This is a genomic window from Janibacter anophelis NBRC 107843, from assembly GCF_001570945.1.
In the GTDB taxonomy this organism is placed as follows: Bacteria; Actinomycetota; Actinomycetes; order Actinomycetales; family Dermatophilaceae; genus Janibacter; species Janibacter anophelis.
Map to the genome: position 1 here is coordinate 1 of NZ_BCSQ01000056.1, position 21,581 is coordinate 21,581.

Sequence of the window (21,581 nt, forward strand, 5' to 3'; positions counted from 1 at the left end):
GGCTCGACCGCGTCGCCCGCCGCGGTCGTCTGCCGCACGCTGAGACCCTGCAGCTCCCGGCTCGCGGTGAGGGCCGCCTCGGGCACCTTGCCCTGCCCCGGCCGAGCGGTCTGGCCGGCCAGCACGTCGAGGGCGTACATCGTCGCGCGGGTCGCCTCGAGCGCCGTCGCGGCGACCTCACCGGCTTGCCACGCGTCGGTGCCGGCGGCGGTCCACAGGCGCACCTTGTCGCCGAGCGGGGTGGTGATGCGGTGGCTGGCGGTCAGCTGCCCGATGAGCCGCAGCAGGTGCGGTCCGCACTCGCGCACCGACGCCTCGAACGCCGCGGCCGTCTCCGCATCCGTCGCCGGGGCCGCCGCCTCGTCGAGGAGCGCCACCGGCACCTGGGCCTCCTCGAGCGCGTCGCGCAGCAGCCCGGCGCGCTGGGCGGAGTGGACGGCGTCGCTGTCCTCGAGCGTCCCGAGCACGGCGAGCAGGGCGGCCTCGCCGGGGATCGGCTCCCGCCGCGGGACGAAGGGGAGGTCCGGCGCGTCGTCCTCGAGCCGGACCCCGCAGCCGGTGAGCGCGCCCGTCGTGAGGGCGAGGGCACCGGTGATCAGGAGGCGGCGGCTGGGTCGGGCGGGCACGACGTCGATCTTCGCATGTCCCGGTGCGCGCCGATCATGACTAGAGTGGCGGGCCAGCACGGCAACTCCACACGGAAGGCTTCCCATGGTCCAGGAGCAGGACATCCGCGATCAGGTGTCCGGCGCGTTGGGTGACGACTTCACCGTGGCAGGAGTGAGCGTGACCCCTGCCGGCAAGCGTCGCGTCGCCCGCATCACCGTCGAGCGTCCCCTCGACGACCCGATCGGCGACACGCCCGTCGAGCCGTTGACGCTCGACGAGATCGCCGACGCGACCCGCCTCGTCAGTGACGCGCTCGACGCGAGCGACGTCATGGGCAGCCAGCCGTACACCCTCGAGGTGAGCACCCCGGGCACCGACCGCCCGCTCACCGAGCCGATGCACTTCCGCCGCACCGTCGGCCGCCTCGTCGAGGTGGCCCACGCGGGGCAGACCATCACCGGCCGCGTGCTCGCCACGACCGAGGACGGGGTGGACCTGCAGGTCGCCGGGACCAAGAAGCAGCCGCCCCGCACCGAGCACATCCTCTTCGCCGACATCTCCAAGGGCGTCGCCCAGGTGGAGTTCAACCGACCGGGCGCGTCCGACGCCGACGAGACCAAGGACTGATCCATGGACATCGACATCCACGCCCTCAAGGCGCTCGAGCGCGAGCGCGAGATCCCCTTCGACATCCTCGTCGACGCGATCGAGGCGGCGCTCCTCGGCGCCTACCACCGCACCGAGGGTGCGTACAAGAACGCGCGCGCCGAGCTGGGCCGCAAGGACGGCCACGTCGTCGTCTGGGCGCGCGAGGAGCACCTCGTCGAGGAGGAGGTCCCCGTCGAGGCGGCCGAGGGCGAGCCCGCCCCCGTCGACGACGAGGGCAACCCGCTGATGCGCACCCGCACGCGCAAGGAGCTGGGTCCCGAGTTCGACGACACCCCGGACAACTTCGGTCGCGTCGCGGCCGCGACCGCCCGGCAGGTCATCACCCAGCGGATGCGTGACCTCGAGGACGAGGCGATCCTCGGCGACTTCCGCGGGCGCGAGGGCGACATCGTCGCCGGCGTCATCCAGCAGAGCTCCAACCCGCGCAACGTCCTCGTCGACTTCGGCACGGTGGAGGGGGTCCTCCCTTCGGCCGAGCAGGTCCCGGGGGAGTCCTACAACCACGGGGAGCGGATCCGCGTCTACGTCGTCTCGGTCAAGCGCGGCATGCGCGGTCCCGAGATCCAGCTGTCGCGCACCCACCCCAACCTCGTGCGCAAGCTCTTCGCCATGGAGGTCCCGGAGATCGCCGACGGCACCGTCGAGATCGCCGCGCTGGCCCGCGAGGCCGGTCACCGCACCAAGATCGCGGTCCACTCCAAGGTGCCCGGCCTCAATGCGAAGGGGGCGTGCATCGGTGCCATGGGCGCCCGCGTCCGCGCGGTCATGGAGCACCTCCAGGGGGAGAAGATCGACATCGTCGACTACTCGGACGACCCGCAGCAGTTCATCGCCGCGGCCCTCTCGCCCTCCAAGGTGCAGTCGGTCACGGTCGTCGACCCCAAGCTGCGCTCGGCGCGTGTCGTCGTGCCCGACTACCAGCTGTCGCTGGCCATCGGCAAGGAGGGCCAGAACGCCCGCCTCGCGGCCAAGCTCACCGGCTGGCGCATCGACATCCGTCCGGACAACGCCCCGGAGGCCAGCGGCGGAGTCGCCGTGCCCGGCCAGCCGGGTGCGTGACGGGTCCGGGGCCGGTAGGGGCTAGACTGATGGAGGTCGACCGGACTGGACTCCAGTCCGACTCCGCCCCCGTGGGTCCCGTGCGGACCTGCATCGGGTGTCGTGGACGGGATAGCCGGTCGACCCTGCTGCGCATCGTCGCGGTGACGGATGACCGTGGTCACACCACGGCCGCCCCCGATCCGCGCAAGCGCTTGCCGGGTCGTGGGGCATGGCTCCACCCCGACATCGCCTGTCTGGACCTCGCCGTCCGGCGGCGGGCCCTCTCCCGAGCCTTCCGGTGCCGGGTCGAGGGGACCGACGCCCTTCGTGCCTGGATCGAGGGCATGGGCAGCACGACCGACCGATTCAGTACAGCAACCGAGAGCGGGTTTGACGCTGATGAGCACCCGATGAGTACTCAGCAATGAGCATTCACCTCAACTGACGACGGTCCGCGCCTTCTCTCGTAGGAACGGACCAGAGAAGGAGAAACGTGGCCAAGGTCCGTGTCCACGAGCTCGCCAAGGAGCTCGGGGTTTCCAGCAAGGCCCTCCTCGCCCACCTGGGCGAGATGGGCGAGTTCGTGAAGTCGGCGAGCTCGACGATCGAGGCGCCGGTCGTGCGCCGGGTGAAGGACAACCCGCCCGCCGCCGACCCCAAGGCGAAGAAGGCCGCCGCCAAGCCGGCTCCGGCCAAGCCCGCCGCCACCCCCGGCCCCCAGAAGCCCGCGGCGTCGACCCCCGCCCCCTCGGCGGCCCCGACGCCCGGCCCCAAGCCGTCCACTCCCGCGCCGCAGGCACCCAAGGCTCCCGAGCCCCAGGCCCCGGCCGCGGAGCAGTCCGCTCCCGCGACGCCCGCTGCCCCCCAGCAGCCCGCCGCGCCCGAGCAGCCGGCCGCCCCGGAGCGCCCCGCGGCGTCCGCGACGCCCGGCCCCAAGCCGGCCACCCCCGGCCCGAAGCCGCCGACGCCCGGCCCCAAGCCGGCCGCGGCCAAGCCGTCGGGTCCGCGTCCGGGCAACAACCCCTTCGCCTCCAGCCAGGGCATGGGCACCCGTCGCGAAGGGGGCGGCTCCGGCAGCCCACGTCCCGGCAACAACCCCTTCGCCTCCAGCCAGGGCATGCCCCGTCCCGGGCAGCGTCCCGGCGGTCGTGGCGGCGCCGGCGCGGCCGGACCACGTCCGGCCGCTGGTGCCGGTGGCCCCCGTCCGGCCGGTGGCGCCCCGCGTCCCGGCGGCGGTCCCCGTCCTTCGCCCGGCATGATGCCGGCCAGCTCGGCCGTCCCGCGGCCGGGTGAGCGTCCCGGTGGCCGTGGTGGCCCCGGCGGCGGTCGCGGTCGTCCCGGTGCCGGCCCCGGCGCCCGTCCCGGAGGCGGTCCCGGTGGCGGTGGCTACCGCGGTGGTCCCGGCGGTCGCGGTGGCACCCAGGGTGCCTTCGGTCGCGGCGGCGGCAAGCGCAAGCAGCGCAAGAGCAAGCGCGCGAAGCGGGCCGAGTTCGAGCAGATGTCCGCGCCGTCGATCGGCGGCGTGATCGTCCCCCGTGGCGACGGCAACACCGTGGTGCGCGTGCGCCAGGGCGCCTCGATGAGCGACTTCGCCGACAAGATCAACGCCAACCCGGCATCGCTCGTCACCGTGCTGTTCAACCTCGGCGAGATGGCCACGGCCACGCAGTCCCTCGACGAGGAGACCTTCCAGCTGCTCGGCGCCGAGCTCGGCTACGACATCCAGATCGTCTCGCCCGAGGAGGAGGAGCGCGCGCTCTTCGACTCCTTCGACATCAACCTCGAGATCGGGGTCGACGCCGAGGACGAGGAGGACCTGGAGGCCCGTCCGCCGGTCGTCACCGTCATGGGTCACGTCGACCACGGCAAGACGCGACTGCTCGACGCGATCCGCAACGCGGACGTCGGCTCGGGGGAGACCGGTGGCATCACCCAGCACATCGGTGCCTACCAGATCCACACCGAGCACGAGGGTGCCGACCGGGCGCTGACCTTCATCGACACCCCGGGTCACGAGGCGTTCACCGCCATGCGTGCCCGTGGTGCCAAGGTCACCGACATCGCGATCCTCGTGGTCGCGGCCGACGACGGCGTCATGCCGCAGACGATCGAGGCGCTCAACCACGCCCAGGCCGCCGACGTGCCGATCGTCGTCGCGGTCAACAAGATCGACGTCGAGGGCGCCGACCCGGCGAAGATCCGCGGTCAGCTCACCGAGTACAACCTCGTGGCCGAGGAGTACGGCGGCGACACGATGTTCGTCGACGTCTCCGCCAAGCAGGGGCAGAACATCGACTCCCTGCTCGACGCGGTGCTCCTCACCGCCGACGCGGCGCTCGACATGCGGGCCAACCCCGACCGGGACGCCCGTGGTGTCGCGATCGAGGCCAACCTCGACAAGGGCCGCGGTGCGACCGCGACCGTCCTCGTCCAGTCGGGCACGCTGCGCGTCGGTGACGCGATCGTCACCGGCTCGGCCTTCGGCCGCGTGCGCGCCATGCTCGACGAGCACGGCAACCAGGTCCAGGAGGCGGGTCCCTCCCGTCCGGTCCAGGTGCTCGGCCTGTCCTCCGTCCCGCGTGCCGGCGACACCTTCGTCGTCGCGCCGGACGACCGGACCGCGCGCCAGATCGCCGAGAAGCGTGAGGCCGCGGACCGTCAGGCCAGCCTCGCCAAGGCCCGCAAGCGGATCAGCCTCGAGGACCTCGACCAGGTCATCGCGGCCGGCAAGATCGACACCCTCAACCTCATCCTCAAGGGTGACGTGTCGGGTTCCGTCGAGGCCCTGGAGGATGCGCTCCTGCAGATCGACGTCGGCGACGACGTCGACCTGCGGATCATCGACCGCGGCGTCGGCGCGATCACGCTCAACAACATCAACCTCGCCATGGCGTCCGACGCGATCATCATCGGCTTCAACGTCCGCGCCGAGGGGCAGAACGCCGAGGTCGCCGAGCGCGAGGGCGTGGAGATCCGCTACTACGGCGTGATCTACCAGGCCATCGAGGAGATCGAGCAGGCGCTCAAGGGCATGCTCAAGCCGGAGTACGAGGAGGTCGAGCTCGGCACGGCGGAGATCCGCGAGGTCTTCCGTTCGAGCAAGTTCGGCAACATCGCCGGCTCGATCGTCCGCAGCGGCGAGATCAAGCGCGGCTCCAAGGCGCGCATCACCCGCGAGGGCGTCGTCATCACCGAGGGGCTGGAGCTCACCGGTCTGCGACGCTTCAAGGACGACGTCACCGAGGTCCGCGAGGGCTTCGAGTGCGGTATCAACCTGGGCAGCTTCAACGACGTGCAGGAGGGCGACCTCATCTCCACGTACGAGATGCGGGAGAAGCCCCGCGTCTGACACGGGGCGCAGCGAAGGGGGGACGGCAGCACGTGCTGCCGTCCCCCTTCGATGTCACCGGATGGATGTGGCATCTTCCCCGATCAACCCGGTCCCGAGGAGCGAACTGCGGCCTCGGTAACCTACGAAGCTGGCAGCACGTACTAGGGTGTCCTCGCCCGAACACCCCGCCACGCCACAGCCGTTGCCACGACCACGAGGAGCCCCATGAGCAGTTACGAGCCGAACGTCCCGGACCAGACCGGCGCCAACACACCGCCGCCCCCGCCGCCCCTGCCGGAGCAGCCCGCATCCGGCCAGAGCCAGCCGCCGACCAGCTATGGCCAGCCGCAGACGAGTTTCGGTGCGCCCGGCCCTGTCGCGTCCGCGCCGCCCGCGGGACCGGGTGCCGTCGACGCCCACAGCGGGTTGGTCAACATCGCCGGCCTCGGGACGGCAAAGGTCGCCACGCTCGGTGCACGGGCAATGGCCCGCATCGTGGACACGGTCATCTACGCCGTCTTCTGGCTGATCCTTTTCGTCCTGATGTTCGCCACCGCCGGGATGAGTTCGTCGTCGTCCGAGGGCGCCACGCTGGGCCTGGGTGGCATCATGTTCATCTGGTTCTTCGGCGTCGTGGCCACTGTGCTCTACGAGTTCGTCATGATCGCGCTGAAGGGTCAGACCATCGGGAAGATGGTGGCCGGAGTCAAGGTCGTCGACCAGCGCAACGGTCAGAACCCCGGGTGGGGTTCGTCCTTCATGCGCATCCTGATCCCGCAGGTCGCAAACTTCTTCTGTGGACTCGGACTGCTGGTGTACCTGTCGCCGATGTTCGACAGCTCAGGGCGCATGCAGGGCTGGCACGACAACGTGGCGAACGACCTCGTTGTCTCCGTCAAGTAGAGCCGTTGGATATCGTCGAGGACTGGCGAGCCACACTTGCACTCCAAGACGCGCTCCGGGCCGGTCATTGGCCGGGACCAATGCATGACTCGAGCCTCTACACCGGGGAGCCAGTGTTTGCGCGAGGGTCAGCGCGATTGGACCAACAACGAGGCCTGCAGCTGGCCTTCGGTGGATCGGACCCGTCGACGCATGCCGCGGCGCTGAACTGGTCCCATGTCGCCGTCGGCACGGCGCACCTGACTCCGCAACGGATCATGCTGCAGGCCACGCAGGAGATCTCGCTCGGTTGGCAGGACCTGACGTCCTTGCACGCCGAGCACGACGGGGTGTACTTCGTGTACGGCACGCCGGGGACGTCCTCGGTCACGTACGTTCTGCGGCTCGCGCACCCGATGTGGTGGGTGACCATGATCCGGGCAGTCGTCTGGAGACAGCAGTCGAACGCATCGCCCCCGGACTGGGTACGGCGGCAGCTCAGTCGTTGAAGGGGTCTCCCTCGGCAGGGGTCTGAACTCCTTGTCGACCGACAGTAGTTGGCTGCCGCGCCAGGCCCTCGGTTCGCTCGGACCGGGGGTCTGTCGCATACCGTGGGGCACGTCCCCACCAGCCCCTCACGGAGGTGTGCCATGGCCGACCCGGCCCGCGCCCGCAAGATCGCCGACCGCATCCAGGAGCTCATCGCGGCCAACCTGCAGCAGGTCGTCAAGGACCCCGACCTAGGGTTCGTGACGATCACCGACGTGCGGGTGACCGGTGACCTCCAGCACGCCTCGGTCTTCTACACCGTCTTCGGTGACGACGCGCAGCGCGAGCGCAGCGCAGAGGTCCTCGAGGCCAACCGGGGCAAGCTGCGCTCCTTCGTCGGCAAGCAGCTGGGCATCCGCCTGACGCCGACGCTCGAGCTGCTCCCGGACGCCGTCCCGGAGAACGCGTCGCACATCGACGACCTGCTCCGCTCGGCCAAGGAGCGCGACGAGGACCTGGCCCGCGCCCGGTCCACGGCGACGCCCGCGGGCGAGGCGGACCCCTACCGCACCAAGGACGAAGGGGAGGACTCGCCCCCTTCGTCGTCCGACGCGTGAACGAGGGCCTGGTCGTCGTCGACAAGCCGGCCGGCTGGTCGAGCCACGACGTCGTCGCCCGCTGCCGGCGGCTCTACCGCACGAAGAAGGTGGGGCACGCCGGCACCCTCGACCCGATGGCCACCGGTGTCCTCGTGCTCGGGGTCGGTCGCGGGACCAAGCTGCTGACCTTCCTCGTCGGCGCCGACAAGGAGTACACGGCGACGATCCGCCTCGGGCAGGCGACGATCACCGACGACGCCGAGGGGGAGACCACCCACGTCGGCGACGTGGCCGGGATCGACCGGACCGCGCTCGACGGGGCCGTCGCCACCCTGACCGGCGACATCGAGCAGGTGCCGAGCTCGGTGAGCGCGATCAAGGTCAAGGGGGAGCGCAGCTATGCGCGCGTGCGGGCCGGCGAGGACGTGCAGCTCGCGGCCCGGCCGGTGACCGTCTCCCGCTTCGACGTGCTCGACGTGCGCCCGGCGGACGCCGACGGGCACCCGGTGCTCGACGTCGACGTCGTCGTCGAGGTCTCGTCCGGTACCTACGTGCGGGCGCTGGCCCGGGACCTCGGGGAGCGCCTGGGCAGCCACGGGCACCTCACGGCGCTGCGCCGTACCCGCGTCGGCGGGTTGACCCTCGAGCACGCCCACGCCCTCGACGCGCTGACGCAGCTGCGGGAGGACGGGGGAGACGAGGCGGTCCTGCCGCTCACGCCCCTGGAGGTGGCCGCCGCGGCAGCCTTGCCGACCCGTGAGCTCACGGAGGGGCAGGCCCGGGCGCTCGGCTACGGGCAGCGCGTGGAGAGTGCGGAGCCCGGCCGTGAGGAGGCCGTCGCGGCCCTCGCTCCCGACGGGACGCTCGTCGCGGTCCTCGACGAGAGCCGGCCCACGGCACGAGCCCACGTCGTCTTCGCTCCGGCCAGTTCGTAGAGTGTGCTCTCGTGCAGCATTGGTCAGCCCCGAGTGCCACCCCGTCGCAGCTGCGGCCGTGCGTGGCGACCTTCGGCAACTTCGACGGTGTGCACCGCGGGCACCGCGCCATCCTCGACGAGCTCGTCCGGCAGGCCCGCTCGCGTGACGTGCCTGCCGTGGCGGTGACCTTCGACCCCCACCCGGTCGAGGTCATGCACCCCGAGCGCGCGCCCGAGATCATCTCGCCCGGTCCGCTGCGCGACGAGCTCCTCGAGGCCGCGGGCGTCGACGGGCTGCTCGTGCTGCCCTTCACCGCCGAGTTCGCGCAGACGAGCGCGGTCGACTACATCGTCGACACCTTCGTCACCGGTCTGCAGGTCGAGGCGCTCGTCGTCGGCGCCGACACCAAGGGCTTCGGCAGCGGCTACACGGGCGACGTCGACCTCATCCGGGAGCTCGGCGCCGAGCACGGCTTCGACGTCGTCGTCATCGAGGACCAGGGCGATGGCGAGCGCTGGTCCTCCTCCGCGGTGCGCACGCACCTTGCGGCCGGTGAGGTCGCCGAGGCCGCCGCGATCCTCGGCCGCCCCCACCGCGTCGCCGGCACCGTCGTCCACGGGTTCCACCGCGGCCGCGAGCTCGGCTACCCGACGGCCAACCTCGCCCCCGACAGCCTCGGCCTCGTCCCCTCCGACGGGGTCTACGCGGGGTGGCTCACCCGTCTCGACCTGCCCGAGGGCAGCGACGACCGGCGTCTGCCCGCCGCGATCTCCGTCGGCACCAACCCCACCTTCGACCAGCAGGTGCGGGTCGTCGAGGCCTACGTGCTCGACCGCACCGACCTGGACCTCTACGGCGAGCAGGTGGCCGTCGACTTCGTGGCGCACGTGCGGCCGACGCTGAAGTTCGACTCCATCGACGAGCTGCTCGTCGCGATGGCCCGCGACGTGGATCGCACCCGCGAGGTCCTCGACCTGCCCCCGAGCCCCCGACCCTGAGGTCGTGCCCAGGGCGGCGAAGGGGGAGGGGCTCGGGTCGCAGCTGGTGCGCTCCGACCTCGTCCTGATCGCGGCTGCCCTCATCGCCTCGGGCCTCGGCGCCCTCCTCGTCCACTCCGCCACCCGGGCCGACTCCGGCTCGGCGTACCTCGTGCGGCACCTGCTCAACCTCGGCATCGGCGGGCTGCTCGCCCTTTTCGTCGTCCGACTGGACCGAGCGACGCTGCGGGCGCTGGCCCCCTTCGTCTATCTCGCGGGCGTGCTCGGTCTCGTCCTCGTCCTCACCCCGCTCGGCGCGGAGGTCAACGGCTCCAGGTCGTGGATCCGGCTGCCGGGAGGCTTCTCGCTGCAGCCGAGCGAGCTGGCCAAGGTCGGGCTGTGCGTCGCGCTGCCGATGCTGCTCGCACCGGCTGCGGAGCGGCGACAGCGCCCGCGCGTGCGGGAGATCCTCCTCGCCGGCGCGGTCACCGCGGTGCCGGTCCTGCTCGTCATGGCCCAGCCCGACCTCGGATCCGCGCTCGTCCTCGTCGCGCTGGCCCTCGGCGTGCTCGTCGTCTCCGGCGCCTCGTGGCCGTGGCTCGCGGGCGTCGTGGTGGCCGTGGCCGGCGCCGTCGCCGCCGCGTTCACGACCCCGCTGCTCAGCCCGTACCAGCGCGACCGGCTCACCGCCTTCGTCGATCCGTCCGCGGACCCGCTCGGCATCGGCTACCAGACCCAGCAGGTGCGCCGGGCGATCGCCGGTGGAGGGTGGGGCGGCCAGGGCCTGCACCAGGGCGAGCTGACCAGCTCCGGTGCGATCCCCTTCCAGGAGACCGACTTCGTCTTCTCCGTCGCGGGGGAGGAGCTGGGCTTCGTCGGGGCGGCCTTCGTCGTCGTGCTGCTCGCCCTGGTCGTCGGGCGCATCGCGCTGGCCGGGATGCGCAGCGAGGAACCCTTCGTCCGGCTCGTCTGCTGGGCGGTCGCCGCCTGGTTCGCCGTCCAGTCGGTGGAAAACATCGGGATGAACCTCGGGCTGCTGCCGGTGACGGGACTGCCGCTGCCCTTCCTCTCCTACGGCGGCTCCTCGATGTTCGCCTGCTGGGCCGCCCTCGGCGTCGTCATCGCGGTCACCCGTGAGCCCGCTCGGCGGGACGCCGGGCGGGTTCGCGGTTACCAATCGGTCACCTTGTGGTCAGGGCAGTGACAGGAGGCGTGCCGCTGGGGCAAGATGCGCGCATCACCCGCATCACCCGCAGCCCACGAAGGAGTGGACTCCCCGTGCCCGAAGCCCCACCCACCCGCGCATCCGACGAGATCTTCGACGTCAGTGTCATGGAGGACCGAGCCCCCTCCGTCGGCCACCTGCTCCGGCAGCGCATCGCCGACACCCCCGACAACATCGCCTACTCCTACCCGTCCGGGATCGCCTGGGACGAGCTGACCTGGGCGCAGCTCGGGGAGCGGGTCTGGGCGCTTGCCGCCGGCCTCGTCGAGCTGGGGGTCCTGCCCGAGGACCGCGTCGCGCTGGCCTCGAGCACCCGGATCGAGTGGGTCCTGGCCGACTACGCGATCATGGCCGCCGGTGCCGCGACGACGACGATCTACCCGACGTCGATCAGCGACGACGTCGCCTTCATCACGGACAACTCCGGGTCCAAGGTCGTCGTGGCCGAGGACGCCGAGCAGGTCGACAAGCTGCGCCAGGTCCGCGACGCGATCCCCGGCGTCACCCACGTCGTGGCCATCGACACCGACGGGGTCGAGCTCGACGACTGGGTCACCTCCCTCGACGACGTCGAGGAGCGTGGCCGGGCGGCCCTGGCCAGCGAGCCGGGCCTCGTCGACGCGCGCATCGACGGCACCGGCCCCGACAGCCTCGCGACGATCATCTACACCTCGGGCACGACGGGCCGCCCCAAGGGAGTGCGCCTGCTCCACAGGACGTGGACCTACCAGGGGGCCGCGATCCGCGCCACGGGGATGCTCGGACCCGACGACGTCCACTACCTGTGGCTGCCGCTGTCGCACGTCTTCGCCAAGGTCCTGCTGCTCATCAGCACGGACGTGGGCATGCAGACCGCCGTCGACGGTCGGATCGACCAGATCGTCGACAACCTGGGCGTCGTGCGGCCGACCTTCATGGCCGCGGCGCCGCGGATCTTCGAAAAGGTCTACGGCAAGATCTCGCTGGGCATGGAGGAGGAAGGGGGCGCCAAGGCCAAGATCTTCGCCTTCGCCTCCGACGCCGCGCGCGACTGGTCGCGCGCCCGGTCCGACAACCGCAAGCCCGGTCCGCTGCTGAGCCTGAAGCACGCGATCGGCGACAAGCTCGTCTTCGCCAAGGTCCGCGAGCGCTTCGGCGGGCGGGTGCGCTTCTTCATCTCCGGGTCGGCCGCGCTCAACCAGGACGTCGCCCACTGGTTCACCGGTGCCGGCCTGCCGATCCTCGAGGGCTACGGCCTGACCGAGACCTCGGCGGCCGCGACGGTCAACCGTCCCTACGCGCTGCGGATCGGCTCCGTCGGCTGGCCGACGCCCCAGACGGAGATCAAGATCGCGGACGACGGGGAGATCCTCATCCGCGGCGAGCACGTCATGGAGGGCTACCACAACAACCCCGAGGCCACCGCCGAGGTGCTCACCGAGGACGGCTGGTTCCACTCGGGCGACATCGGCGAGATCGACGCGGACGGGTTCGTCAAGGTCACCGACCGCAAGAAGGACCTGTTCAAGACGAGCAACGGCAAGTACGTCGCGCCCTCGCAGATCGAGTCGACGTTCAAGGGACTGTGCCCGTACGTCGGTCAGTTCCTCGTCCACGGCGAGAACCGGCAGTTCGTCACGGCCCTGGTCACGCTCGATGAGGAGGCCATCAAGCTCTGGGCCGAGGCCAACGGCATGCCGGACGCGAGCTACACCGAGATCGTCTCGTCCATGCAGGCCCGCGAGATGGTCCAGTCCTACGTCGACGAACTCAATGCGGGCCTGAACCGGCACGAGCAGATCAAGAAGTTCCACATCCTCGGCCGCGACCTGACCGTCGAAGCAGGCGAGCTCACCCCGAGCCTGAAGATGCGCCGCAAGGTCGTCGCCGAGAAGTTCAAGGGCGACATCGAGGAGATGTACCCGAGCTGATGTTGGTCGGATCCGGACGAGGACCGGTATCGCCCCTAGGTCGTTCGTTCCTCACTCCCTGAGTCGGGGCGACACCGACCTCGTCCGGATCCTTCACCTTCGCCTTTGGGTGGCGTGGTCACTGGCCCGTACCCTTGATCCATGCGTGGTCAGTCCATCTACTCTGCCCTCGAGCCCCTGCTCGAGCGCGTCAGCAAGCCCATCCAGTACGTCGGGGGCGAGCTGAACTCGACGGTCAAGGACTGGCACGTCGGTGGCCACGGCCCCGACGGGCAGGACCTGACGGTCCGCTGGGCCCTGATGTACCCCGACGCCTACGAGGTCGGCGTGCCCAACCAGGGCGTGATGATCCTCTACGAAGTGCTCAACGAGCGCCCCGACGCGCTCGCCGAGCGCAGCTACGCCGTCTGGCCCGACATGGAGGCCCTGCTGCGCGAGCACGGGCTGCCGCAGTTCACGGTCGACGGGCACCGCCCGGTCGGCGACTTCGACGTCTTCGGCCTGAGCTTCTCCACGGAGCTGGGCTACACCAACATGCTCACTGCGCTCGACCTGGCCGGCATCCCGCTGCACGCCGCCGACCGCACCGACGAGCACCCGATCGTCGTCATGGGTGGGCACGCCTCCTTCAACCCCGAGCCGGTCGCCGACTTCGTCGACGCCGCGATCATCGGCGACGGCGAGGAAGCGGTCCTCACCGCCACCGACATCATCGGCGAGTGGAAGGCGCAGGGCCGCCCCGGCGGCCGCACCGAGGTGCTGCGTCGTCTCGCCGCGACCGGCGGCGTCTACGTCCCCGCCTTCTACGACGTCGACTACCTGCCCGACGGGCGCATCCAGCGCGTCGTCCCGGCCGAGTCCGGCGTGCCGTGGCGCGTCGACAAGCACACGGTCATGGACCTCGATGCCTGGCCCTACCCCAAGCAGCCGCTCGTCCCGCTCGCCGAGTCCGTGCACGAGCGGATGAGCGTCGAGATCTTCCGCGGCTGCACGCGCGGGTGCCGCTTCTGCCAGGCCGGCATGATCACCCGCCCGGTCCGCGAGCGCTCGATCACCGGCATCGGCGAGATGGTCGAGGCCGGGCTGGCCGCCACCGGCTTCGAGGAGGTGGGCCTGCTCTCGCTCAGCAGTGCCGACCACACCGAGATCGGTGACATCGCCAAGGGGCTCGCCGACCGCTACGAGGGCACCAACACCGGCCTGTCGCTGCCGAGCACCCGGGTCGACGCCTTCAACATCGATCTGGCCAACGAGTTGACCCGCAACGGCCGCCGGTCCGGACTGACCTTCGCCCCCGAGGGCGGGTCCGAGCGCATCCGCAAGGTCATCAACAAGATGGTGACCGAGGAGGACCTCATCCGCACCGTCGCCGCCGCCTACGGCGCCGGCTGGCGGCAGGTCAAGCTCTACTTCATGTGCGGCCTGCCGACGGAGACCGACGAGGACGTCCTGCAGATCGCCGAGGTCGCCAAGCGGGTCATCGAGACCGGCCGGGAGGTCGCCGGGCACAACGACATCCGCTGCACCGTCTCCATCGGTGGCTTCGTGCCCAAGCCGCACACCCCCTTCCAGTGGGCCGCGCAGCTGGGCGCCGAGGAGACCGACGAGCGCCTGCACAAGCTGCGCGACGCCATCCGCGCCGACAAGCGCTACGGCCGCTCCATCGGCTTCCGCTACCACGACGGCAAGCCCGGCATCGTCGAGGGCCTGCTCTCGCGCGGTGACCGCCGCGTCGGCCGCGTCATCGAGCAGGTCTGGCGCGACGGCGGCCGCTTCGACGGCTGGAGCGAGCACTTCTCCTACGACCGGTGGATGAGCGCTGCCGAGACGGCGTTCGAGGGGACGGGTGTCGACGTCGCCTGGTACACCACCCGTGAGCGCGAGGAGTCGGAGGTCCTGCCCTGGGACCACATCGACTCCGGCCTCGACAAGGAGTGGCTGTGGCAGGACTGGCTCGACGCCCTCGACGAGACCGAGGTCGACGACTGCCGGTGGACACCGTGCTTCGACTGCGGCGTGTGCCCGCAGATGGGCACCGACATCGAGATCGGTCCCACGGGCAAGACCCTGCTCCCGCTCACCGTCCTCGGCGGCGGCAAGCAGGAGATGGTCCGTCCCTGACCCCCCTCGTCCCCTCGCTCGTGGCAGTCTGGGCCTGACGTCACCGAGCAGGGGGAGCAGGGGCATGTCGATCGGGACCGGAGCGATGGTCGTGGGGGTGCTGGCGATCGCCTACGGGCTGGGCTTCGCCGTGCTGCCGATGGATCGCTGGAGCGCGGCGAGCCGCTCGCGCTACACGATGTGGGGTGCCGGCCTGATCGGGCTGCTCGCCTTCGTGCTCGTCGTCGTGCCCTGGGTGATCCGCGAGACCTGACCGGTCCGCGGGCCCGCCACACGAGGACGGGGACGAAGGGGGAGAATGCGCCCCATGACCTCGTCCACGCTCCTCACCGAGGCCCTGCACCGCGAGGGCGTCGCCGACGCCCGCACCGACGCCCTGACGATCGGGATGTACGCCACCGACGCGGGCATCTACCGGGTGCCGCCACGGGCGGTCGTCTTCCCGCGGCACACCGACGAGATCGCCGCGACGCTGTCGGTCGCCCGAGAGCTCGGGATCCCGGTGACCGCGCGCGGCGCCGGCACCTCGTGCGCGGGCAACGCGGTCGGCCCAGGCATCGTCATCGACACCGCCCGGCACCTGGGCCGGGTGCTCGAGGTCGACCCCGGCAGCGCGACCGCCGTCGTCGAGGCCGGCACGGTCCACGCGAGCCTGCAGGCGCGGGCGCGCGAGGTGGGGCTGCGCTTCGGTCCCGACCCGAGCAGCCACAGCCGGTGCACCGTCGGCGGCATGATCGGCAACAACGCCTGCGGCAACCGTGCGCTCGGCTACGGCCGCACGAGCGACAACGTCGTCGGCATGGAGCTGCTCACCGCGGCGGGCACGCGCCTCACGGCGACCACGGGAGTGGCGGGGGGACCCCCTTCTCTCATCGGTGACGACGCACTCGTCGCCCGGCTGACGCAGCTGGCCGACGACCACCTCGACACCGTGCGCACGCGCTTCGGCACCTTTGGTCGGCAGGTCTCCGGCTACGCCCTCGAGCACCTCGCGCCCGAGCGCGGCCGCGACATCGGCCGGATGCTCGTCGGCTCCGAGGGCACCCTCGCGCTCGTGACGCAGGCGCGGGTCCGGCTCGTCACCGACCCGCCGGCCACCTGCCTGGCGGTGCTCGGGTTCCCCGACATCTACGCCGCCGGTGACGTCGCGCACCTGCTCAAGGGGCTCGGCGCCGTCGCCGCCGAGGGCATCGACTCGCGGATCGTCGACATCCTGCGCTCCCGTCGGGGCGACCACGCGGTCCCCGAGCTGCCGCGGGGCGCGGCCTGGCTCCTCGTCGAGGTGCCGGGCGAGGACGACGCGGCGGCCCGCGCCGCCGCCGAGCGGGTCTGCCGCGAGATCGAGCACACCGACTCCCTCGTCGTCACCGACCCCGCGCACGCGCGCACGCTGTGGAAGATCCGCGAGGACGGCGCCGGCCTGTCCTCGCGCAGCCCGCGCGACCGGCCCGCCCACGCCGGCTGGGAGGACGCCGCCGTCCCACCGGCCCGGCTGGGGGACTACCTGCGGGCCTTCGACGCGCTGCTCGAGGAGCACGACGTGCAGGGGCTGCCGTACGGGCACTTCGGCGACGGCTGCCTGCACATCCGGCTCGACGTCGACCTCGACGCGCCCGACGCCACCGACCGCTACCGTCGGCTCGTCGAGGACGCGGCCGACCTCGTCGCCGCACACGGCGGCTCGCTCTCGGGGGAGCACGGCGACGGGCGGGCCCGCTCGGCGCTCCTGCCGCGGATGTACGACGAGGAGGCGATGGGCCTGTTCGCCGCGGTCAAGCACGCCTTCGACCCGACCAACCTGCTCAACCCCGGGATCCTCGTCGACCCCGCGCCCGTCGACGCCGACATCCGCATCCCCGCCGCGCGCAAGGTGAGCCTGCCGCTGGCCTTCAGCTACCCCGAGGACGAGGGCGACTTCAGCCAGGCGGTGCACCGCTGCACCGGCGTCGGCAAGTGCCGTGCCGCCGGCACCTCGACCACCGTCATGTGCCCGAGCTACCTCGCGACGGGCGAGGAAAAGGACTCCACCCGCGGCCGTGCCCGCGCCCTGCAGGAGATGCTCAACGGCACGACGATCACCGGGGGATGGGCCTCGCCCGAGGTCCACGACGCCCTCGACCTGTGCCTGTCGTGCAAGGGCTGCGCCAGCGACTGCCCGACCGGGATCGACATGGCGACCTACAAGTCCGAGGCGCTGCACCAGACCTACCGGGGCAAGCTGCGGCCGCGCAGCCACTACTCGCTCGGCCGGCTGCCGCAGATGGCCCGGCTCGCCTCCCGCGCGCCCCGCCTGGTCAACGCGATGACCTCGCTGCCGGGTCTGAAGCGCCTCACCCTGCCCGCCGCCGGCGTCGACCCGCGGCGCAGCATCCCGAGCTTCGCCCGCACGACCTTCCGCTCCTGGGCCAGGGGCGAAGGGATGATCGCCTCCGCCGCGCAGGCCGCGGGGACCGACCACCCGGTCGCGTTGTTCGTCGACTCCTTCACCGACCACTTCTCACCGCAGGTCGGGCGGGCCACGGTGGCCGTGCTGCGGGAGGCGGGGTTCACCCCCTTCGTCCCCGCGGAGGCGCTGTGCTGCGGCCTGACCTACATCTCCACGGGCCAGCTCGACGCCGCCAAGGCGACCCTCGACGAGGCCGCGCGCGCCCTCGGACCGGTCGTCGCGGCCGGCATCCCGGTCGTCGGCATGGAGCCGAGCTGCACCGCCGCCCTGCGCCACGACCTGCCGCGCCTCGTGCCCACCCCGACCGCCGGACGGGTGGCCGCGGGGGTGCGCACGGTCGCCGAGGTGCTCACGACCGCCATCGACGAAGGGCGGTGGTCCGCCCCCGACCTCACCGGCACCGAGGTCATCGCGCAGCCGCACTGCCACCACCACGCCGTGATGAGCTGGTCGGCCGACGAGGCGCTCCTGGCCCGCACCGGCGCGACGGTCACCCGGCTCGGGGGCTGCTGCGGGCTCGCCGGCAACTTCGGCGTCGAGCTCGGGCACTACGAGGTCTCGGTCAAGGTCGCGCAGCAGCAGCTCCTCCCGGCCATCGACGCTGCCTCGTCGGACGCCGTCGTGCTGGCCGACGGGTTCTCCTGCCAGACCCAGATCGCGGACCTGTCCGAGCGGACCGGCGTGCACCTGGTCGAGCTGCTCGTGCGTGGCGCCTAGGCTTGACCCCCATGGCCAGGCAACGCACTCCCGACGGACCGCCGCCGCCCCCCGCGGTGCAAAAGCTGCGCATCCAGTACGCGCGGCGGGGCCGGCTGCGGCACTCCTCGACCCGCGACTTCGGTCGGGCTCTGGAGCGTGCGCTGCGCCGGGCCGGGGTGCCCATGGCCTACTCGGCCGGCTTCCACCCGCACCCGAAGATCTCCTACGCCAACGGCGCGCCCACCGGTGCGGCGAGCGAGGCCGAGTACTTCGAGATCTCGGTGACCGAGCAGGTCGACCCCGAGGCCGTGGGCCGCGCGCTCGACGCGGCCCTGCCCGACGGACTGGACATCGTCTCCGTGGTCGACGCCCAGCCCGGGGCGCTCGCCGACCGGCTGCAGGCGAGCCGGTGGCGGCTGGAGTTCCCCGGCACCGACCCGGCTGAGCTCGAGGCGGCCGTGCAGGGGTTCCTCGCCCAGGAGCACATCGAGGTCAGCCGGATGTTCAAGCGCGGCATGAAGAGCTACGACGCGCGGGGACCGGTCGAGTCGGCGTGGACCGAGGTCGACGAGAGCGGCTGTGCGATACTGACGATGGTCGTGCGGCACACCACACCTGCCGTTCGCCCCGACGACGTCCTCAGCGCGATCACCGCTGCCACCTCGTTCGCGCCGACGCGATCGCCCAAGGCGACGCGCTTGGCGCAGGGGATCTGGAGCAGCGAGACCGAGAGCGTGGCCGATCCACTGGCCACCGACTGAGACGGCGCCGGCCCTGACGGGGTGCCGCGCTGAGCGCGAGCCACGTCGAGGCAACACGGACTCTTCCGCGGGCCCAGGGGCCCGCCACGCCGCGCAGCGGCCGGGTCGCACCCACGGGTGCCGGTGTCGGGACACCGGTCGCCGTGCAGGAGGTGCCACATGGCCACCGACAACGACACGCCGGTCGACGAGTCGACCGAGACCACCGCTCCCGTGACCGACGAGCAGGAGCTCGCCGCGACCGAGGAGACCCCCGAGGTCGAGGAGACCGAGGACGCGCCCGAGGCCGAGGAGAGTGCGCCCGCCGCGGTCGTGCCCTCCTTCGGTCTGCTCTTCCAGGCGCCCGAGGCCGTCACCGCGCCGCCGCGCCGCCGGGCTCCCGAGCCCGTGGCCGACGACGCGGACGACTCCGACGAGGACGACACCGACTCGCGCGACGTCGACTCCCGCGACGCCGACTCCCGGGACTCCGACGAGCGCGACGACGCGAGCGACTCGGACGACGACACCCAGCGTGAGGGCGGTCGCCGCCGGCGCCGCCGGGGTGGACGCGGCCGCAACAACCGCTCCGCCGACAGCTCGGACGAGTCCGATGACTCCGAGGGCGACGAGGACGCAGAGGCCGCCCAGGGCGAGGACTCCGACGACTCCACCGACGACGACTCCGGCAAGGGCGGCTCGGGCGGTGGCCGCAGCCGCGGACGCCGCGGCCGTGGCCGCAAGCAGCAGGCCGACGCCTCCGACGACTCCGGCTCCGACGACGACTCCTCCGAGGGCGACGACGCGGACTCCGACGACGACTCCTCCGACGAGGGCTCCTCGAGCTCGCGTCGCCGGCGTCGCCGCCGCCGTGGTGGCGGCGGGGGCAACGGCGGTCAGGACGACCCGCCGGGCACCGTGACCAAGGTGCGCGAGTCGCGCCGCGACGAGCCGCAGGCGATCAAGGGCAGCACCCGCCTCGAGGCCAAGAAGCAGCGCCGCCGCGAGGGCCGCGAAGCCGGTCGCCGTCGCACGATCATCACCGAGGCCGAGTTCCTCGCCCGCCGCGAGAGCGTCGAGCGGGTCATGGTCGTGCGCCAGCACGGCGAGCGCACCCAGATCGGTGTCCTCGAGGACGGCGTCCTCGCCGAGCACTACGTCTCCCGCGAGACGACCTCGACGCTCGTCGGCAATGTCTACCTCGGTCGCGTGCAAAACGTCCTGCCGAGCATGGAGGCCGCCTTCATCGACATCGGCAAGGGCCGCAACGCGGTGCTCTACGCCGGTGAGGTCAACTGGGAGGCGCAGGGCGTCGGCAACGGCCAGGCCCGCCGCATCGAGAACGCGCTCTCCTCGGGTGACGCCGTCCTCGTCCAGGTGACCAAGGACCCGGTCGGCCACAAGGGCGCCCGCCTGACCTCGCAGATCTCGCTGCCGGGACGCTTCGTCGTCTACGTGCCCGAGGGCAGCATGACCGGCATCTCGCGCAAGCTGCCCGACACCGAGCGCAGCCGCCTGAAGTCGATCCTCAAGCAGGTCGTCCCCGACAGCGCCGGCGTCATCGTGCGCACCGCGGCCGAGGGGGCCTCCGAGGCGGAGCTGACCGCCGACGTCGAGCGCCTCACCAAGGCGTGGGACAAGATCAGCTCGACCGCCGACGCCAAGAAGGGCAAGAAGGGCTCCGCCGGCGGCGCCCCCGTCCTGCTGCACGCCGAGCCCGACATGACCGTGCGCGTCATCCGCGACATCTTCAACGAGGACTTCGCCAAGATGATCGTCGCCGGGGACGGCGCCTGGCGCGAGATCAAGGGCTACGTCGACGACGTGGCGCCCGACCTGTCCGAGCGACTCGAGAAGTGGACCGGCGAGGGCGACGTCTTCGCCGCGCACCGCATCGACGAGGCGATCTCCAAGGCGATGGACCGCAAGGTCTGGCTGCCCTCGGGTGGCTCGCTCGTCATCGACCGCACCGAGGCGATGACCGTCGTCGACGTCAACACCGGAAAGTTCACCGGCTCCGGGGGCAACCTCGAGGAGACGGTCACCAAGAACAACCTCGAGGCGGCCGAGGAGATCGTGCGCCAGCTGCGGCTGCGCGACATCGGCGGCATCATCGTCGTCGACTTCATCGACATGGTCCTGGAGTCCAACCGCGACCTCGTCGTGCGTCGGTTGCTCGAGTGCCTGGGTCGGGACCGCACGAAGCACCAGGTCGCCGAGGTCACCTCGCTCGGTCTGGTGCAGATGACCCGCAAGCGCGTCGGCGCGGGCCTGATCGAGGTCTTCTCGCAGGAGTGCGAGCACTGCCACGGCCGCGGGATCATCGTCCACAGCGAGCCGGTCGCCCACGACCCGGGCGGTCACGCCGGCGGCAACCACGGTGGCAACGGTGGTGGCGGCAGGTCGCGTCGCGGCCGGTCGAAGGGGGAGAAGGACACCTCCACGCCGTCCAAGAACGAGGCTCCCGAGGAGCACACCGACGGCAACGGCCGCACCGCGGCCCAGATCGCGGCGGCGGCGCACGCCGCGGCGATCAAGAACATCGCCGGCGAGGCGGGCGAGGACGACGTCGCCGAGCTCGAGCCCACGGCCACCTCGACCGAGCCCGAGACCGAGACGGAGCCGCAGGAGCAGTCCGAGGTCGAGGCAGCGCCCGAGCCGGCCGCCGAGGTCGAGCCGGAGCCGGCGCCCAAGCGCCGCCGTGGTGGCCGCCGGGCCGCCTCGAGCGCTGGTGCGCCTGTCGCTCTGGAGCCGGTGGACCTCACCGCCCCGGCCGCGCAGCCGGAGCCGGTCGTCGAGCCCGTCAGCGAGCCGGAGCCCGAGGTGGCACCGGAGCCCGTCGTCGAGCCCGAGGTCGTCGAGCCCGAGGCCGTCGAAGCGGACCCGGAGCCCGAGCCGGCCCCGCGCCGCCGTGGTGGCCGCCGGG

The 21,581-nt window shown here is 71.9% G+C and carries 17 protein-coding genes; 16 read left to right on the forward strand and 1 reads right to left on the reverse strand.

All coding sequences use genetic code 11. The features are described from left to right. Window positions 1-626, reverse strand: a 626-nt coding sequence (locus JAN01S_RS13370) for a hypothetical protein (RefSeq protein ID WP_218000044.1), incomplete at its 3' end; no start/stop codon positions are given. Between the two features lie 85 nt (window positions 627-711). On the opposite strand from JAN01S_RS13370, the gene rimP reads away from it, so the two are divergent. The 16 genes from rimP to JAN01S_RS13450 all read left to right on the forward strand — a co-directional run. Continuing rightward, window positions 712-1,236 (forward strand): ribosome maturation factor RimP, encoded by a 525-nt coding sequence (gene rimP / locus JAN01S_RS13375; RefSeq protein WP_068319101.1) that lies wholly within the window; start codon window positions 712-714, stop codon window positions 1,234-1,236. 3 nt (window positions 1,237-1,239) lie between these two features. Next, complete coding sequence (gene nusA / locus JAN01S_RS13380) at window positions 1,240-2,337, forward strand: transcription termination factor NusA (protein WP_068319102.1); 1,098 nt, start codon at window positions 1,240-1,242, stop codon at window positions 2,335-2,337. A gap of 29 nt (window positions 2,338-2,366) precedes the next feature. Then, complete coding sequence (locus JAN01S_RS13385; RefSeq protein WP_084360259.1) at window positions 2,367-2,747, forward strand: YlxR family protein; 381 nt, start codon at window positions 2,367-2,369, stop codon at window positions 2,745-2,747. 65 nt (window positions 2,748-2,812) lie between these two features. Then, window positions 2,813-5,668: a translation initiation factor IF-2 gene (gene infB / locus JAN01S_RS13390; protein WP_068319103.1), complete on the forward strand. Its 2,856-nt coding sequence runs from the start codon at window positions 2,813-2,815 to the stop codon at window positions 5,666-5,668. Window positions 5,669-5,875: 207 nt separating this feature from the next. Next, window positions 5,876-6,553, forward strand: a complete 678-nt coding sequence (locus tag JAN01S_RS13395; protein ID WP_068319104.1) for an RDD family protein — start codon at window positions 5,876-5,878, stop codon at window positions 6,551-6,553. A 5-nt stretch (window positions 6,554-6,558) separates the two neighbouring features. Further along, a complete protein-coding gene (locus JAN01S_RS13400; protein ID WP_169797235.1) occupies window positions 6,559-7,041 on the forward strand; it encodes a hypothetical protein in 483 nt (160 codons plus the stop codon). A gap of 141 nt (window positions 7,042-7,182) precedes the next feature. Next, window positions 7,183-7,638 (forward strand): 30S ribosome-binding factor RbfA, encoded by a 456-nt coding sequence (gene rbfA, locus JAN01S_RS13405; protein WP_068319106.1) that lies wholly within the window; start codon window positions 7,183-7,185, stop codon window positions 7,636-7,638. Then, complete coding sequence (gene truB, locus JAN01S_RS13410; protein ID WP_068319107.1) at window positions 7,635-8,555, forward strand: tRNA pseudouridine(55) synthase TruB; 921 nt, start codon at window positions 7,635-7,637, stop codon at window positions 8,553-8,555. The genes rbfA and truB overlap by 4 nt, the downstream gene beginning before the upstream one ends. 11 nt (window positions 8,556-8,566) lie before the next feature. Then, on the forward strand, window positions 8,567-9,535 hold the full coding sequence (locus JAN01S_RS13415; protein ID WP_068319109.1) for a bifunctional riboflavin kinase/FAD synthetase: 969 nt from the start codon (window positions 8,567-8,569) through the stop codon (window positions 9,533-9,535). Between the two features lie 4 nt (window positions 9,536-9,539). After that, window positions 9,540-10,718, forward strand: a complete 1,179-nt coding sequence (locus JAN01S_RS13420; RefSeq protein WP_068319110.1) for an FtsW/RodA/SpoVE family cell cycle protein — start codon at window positions 9,540-9,542, stop codon at window positions 10,716-10,718. A gap of 74 nt (window positions 10,719-10,792) precedes the next feature. Next, window positions 10,793-12,649, forward strand: coding sequence for an AMP-dependent synthetase/ligase (locus JAN01S_RS13425; RefSeq protein WP_306305669.1), 1,857 nt, complete (start codon window positions 10,793-10,795; stop codon window positions 12,647-12,649). Between the two features lie 141 nt (window positions 12,650-12,790). Further along, window positions 12,791-14,770 (forward strand): TIGR03960 family B12-binding radical SAM protein, encoded by a 1,980-nt coding sequence (locus JAN01S_RS13430; RefSeq protein ID WP_068319111.1) that lies wholly within the window; start codon window positions 12,791-12,793, stop codon window positions 14,768-14,770. Between the two features lie 64 nt (window positions 14,771-14,834). Continuing rightward, on the forward strand, window positions 14,835-15,023 hold the full coding sequence (locus JAN01S_RS13435) for a hypothetical protein (RefSeq protein WP_068319113.1): 189 nt from the start codon (window positions 14,835-14,837) through the stop codon (window positions 15,021-15,023). Window positions 15,024-15,077: 54 nt separating this feature from the next. Then, window positions 15,078-17,933 (forward strand): FAD-binding and (Fe-S)-binding domain-containing protein, encoded by a 2,856-nt coding sequence (locus tag JAN01S_RS13440; protein ID WP_068319115.1) that lies wholly within the window; start codon window positions 15,078-15,080, stop codon window positions 17,931-17,933. 11 nt (window positions 17,934-17,944) lie between these two features. Next, the gene (locus tag JAN01S_RS13445) at window positions 17,945-18,676 is read left to right on the forward strand and encodes a TIGR03936 family radical SAM-associated protein (RefSeq protein WP_068319116.1); all 732 of its coding nucleotides are present in this window, start codon (window positions 17,945-17,947) and stop codon (window positions 18,674-18,676) included. 159 nt (window positions 18,677-18,835) lie between these two features. Beyond that, window positions 18,836-21,581: Rne/Rng family ribonuclease (locus JAN01S_RS13450; protein WP_084360260.1), on the forward strand; the 2,746-nt coding region annotated here is incomplete at its 3' end.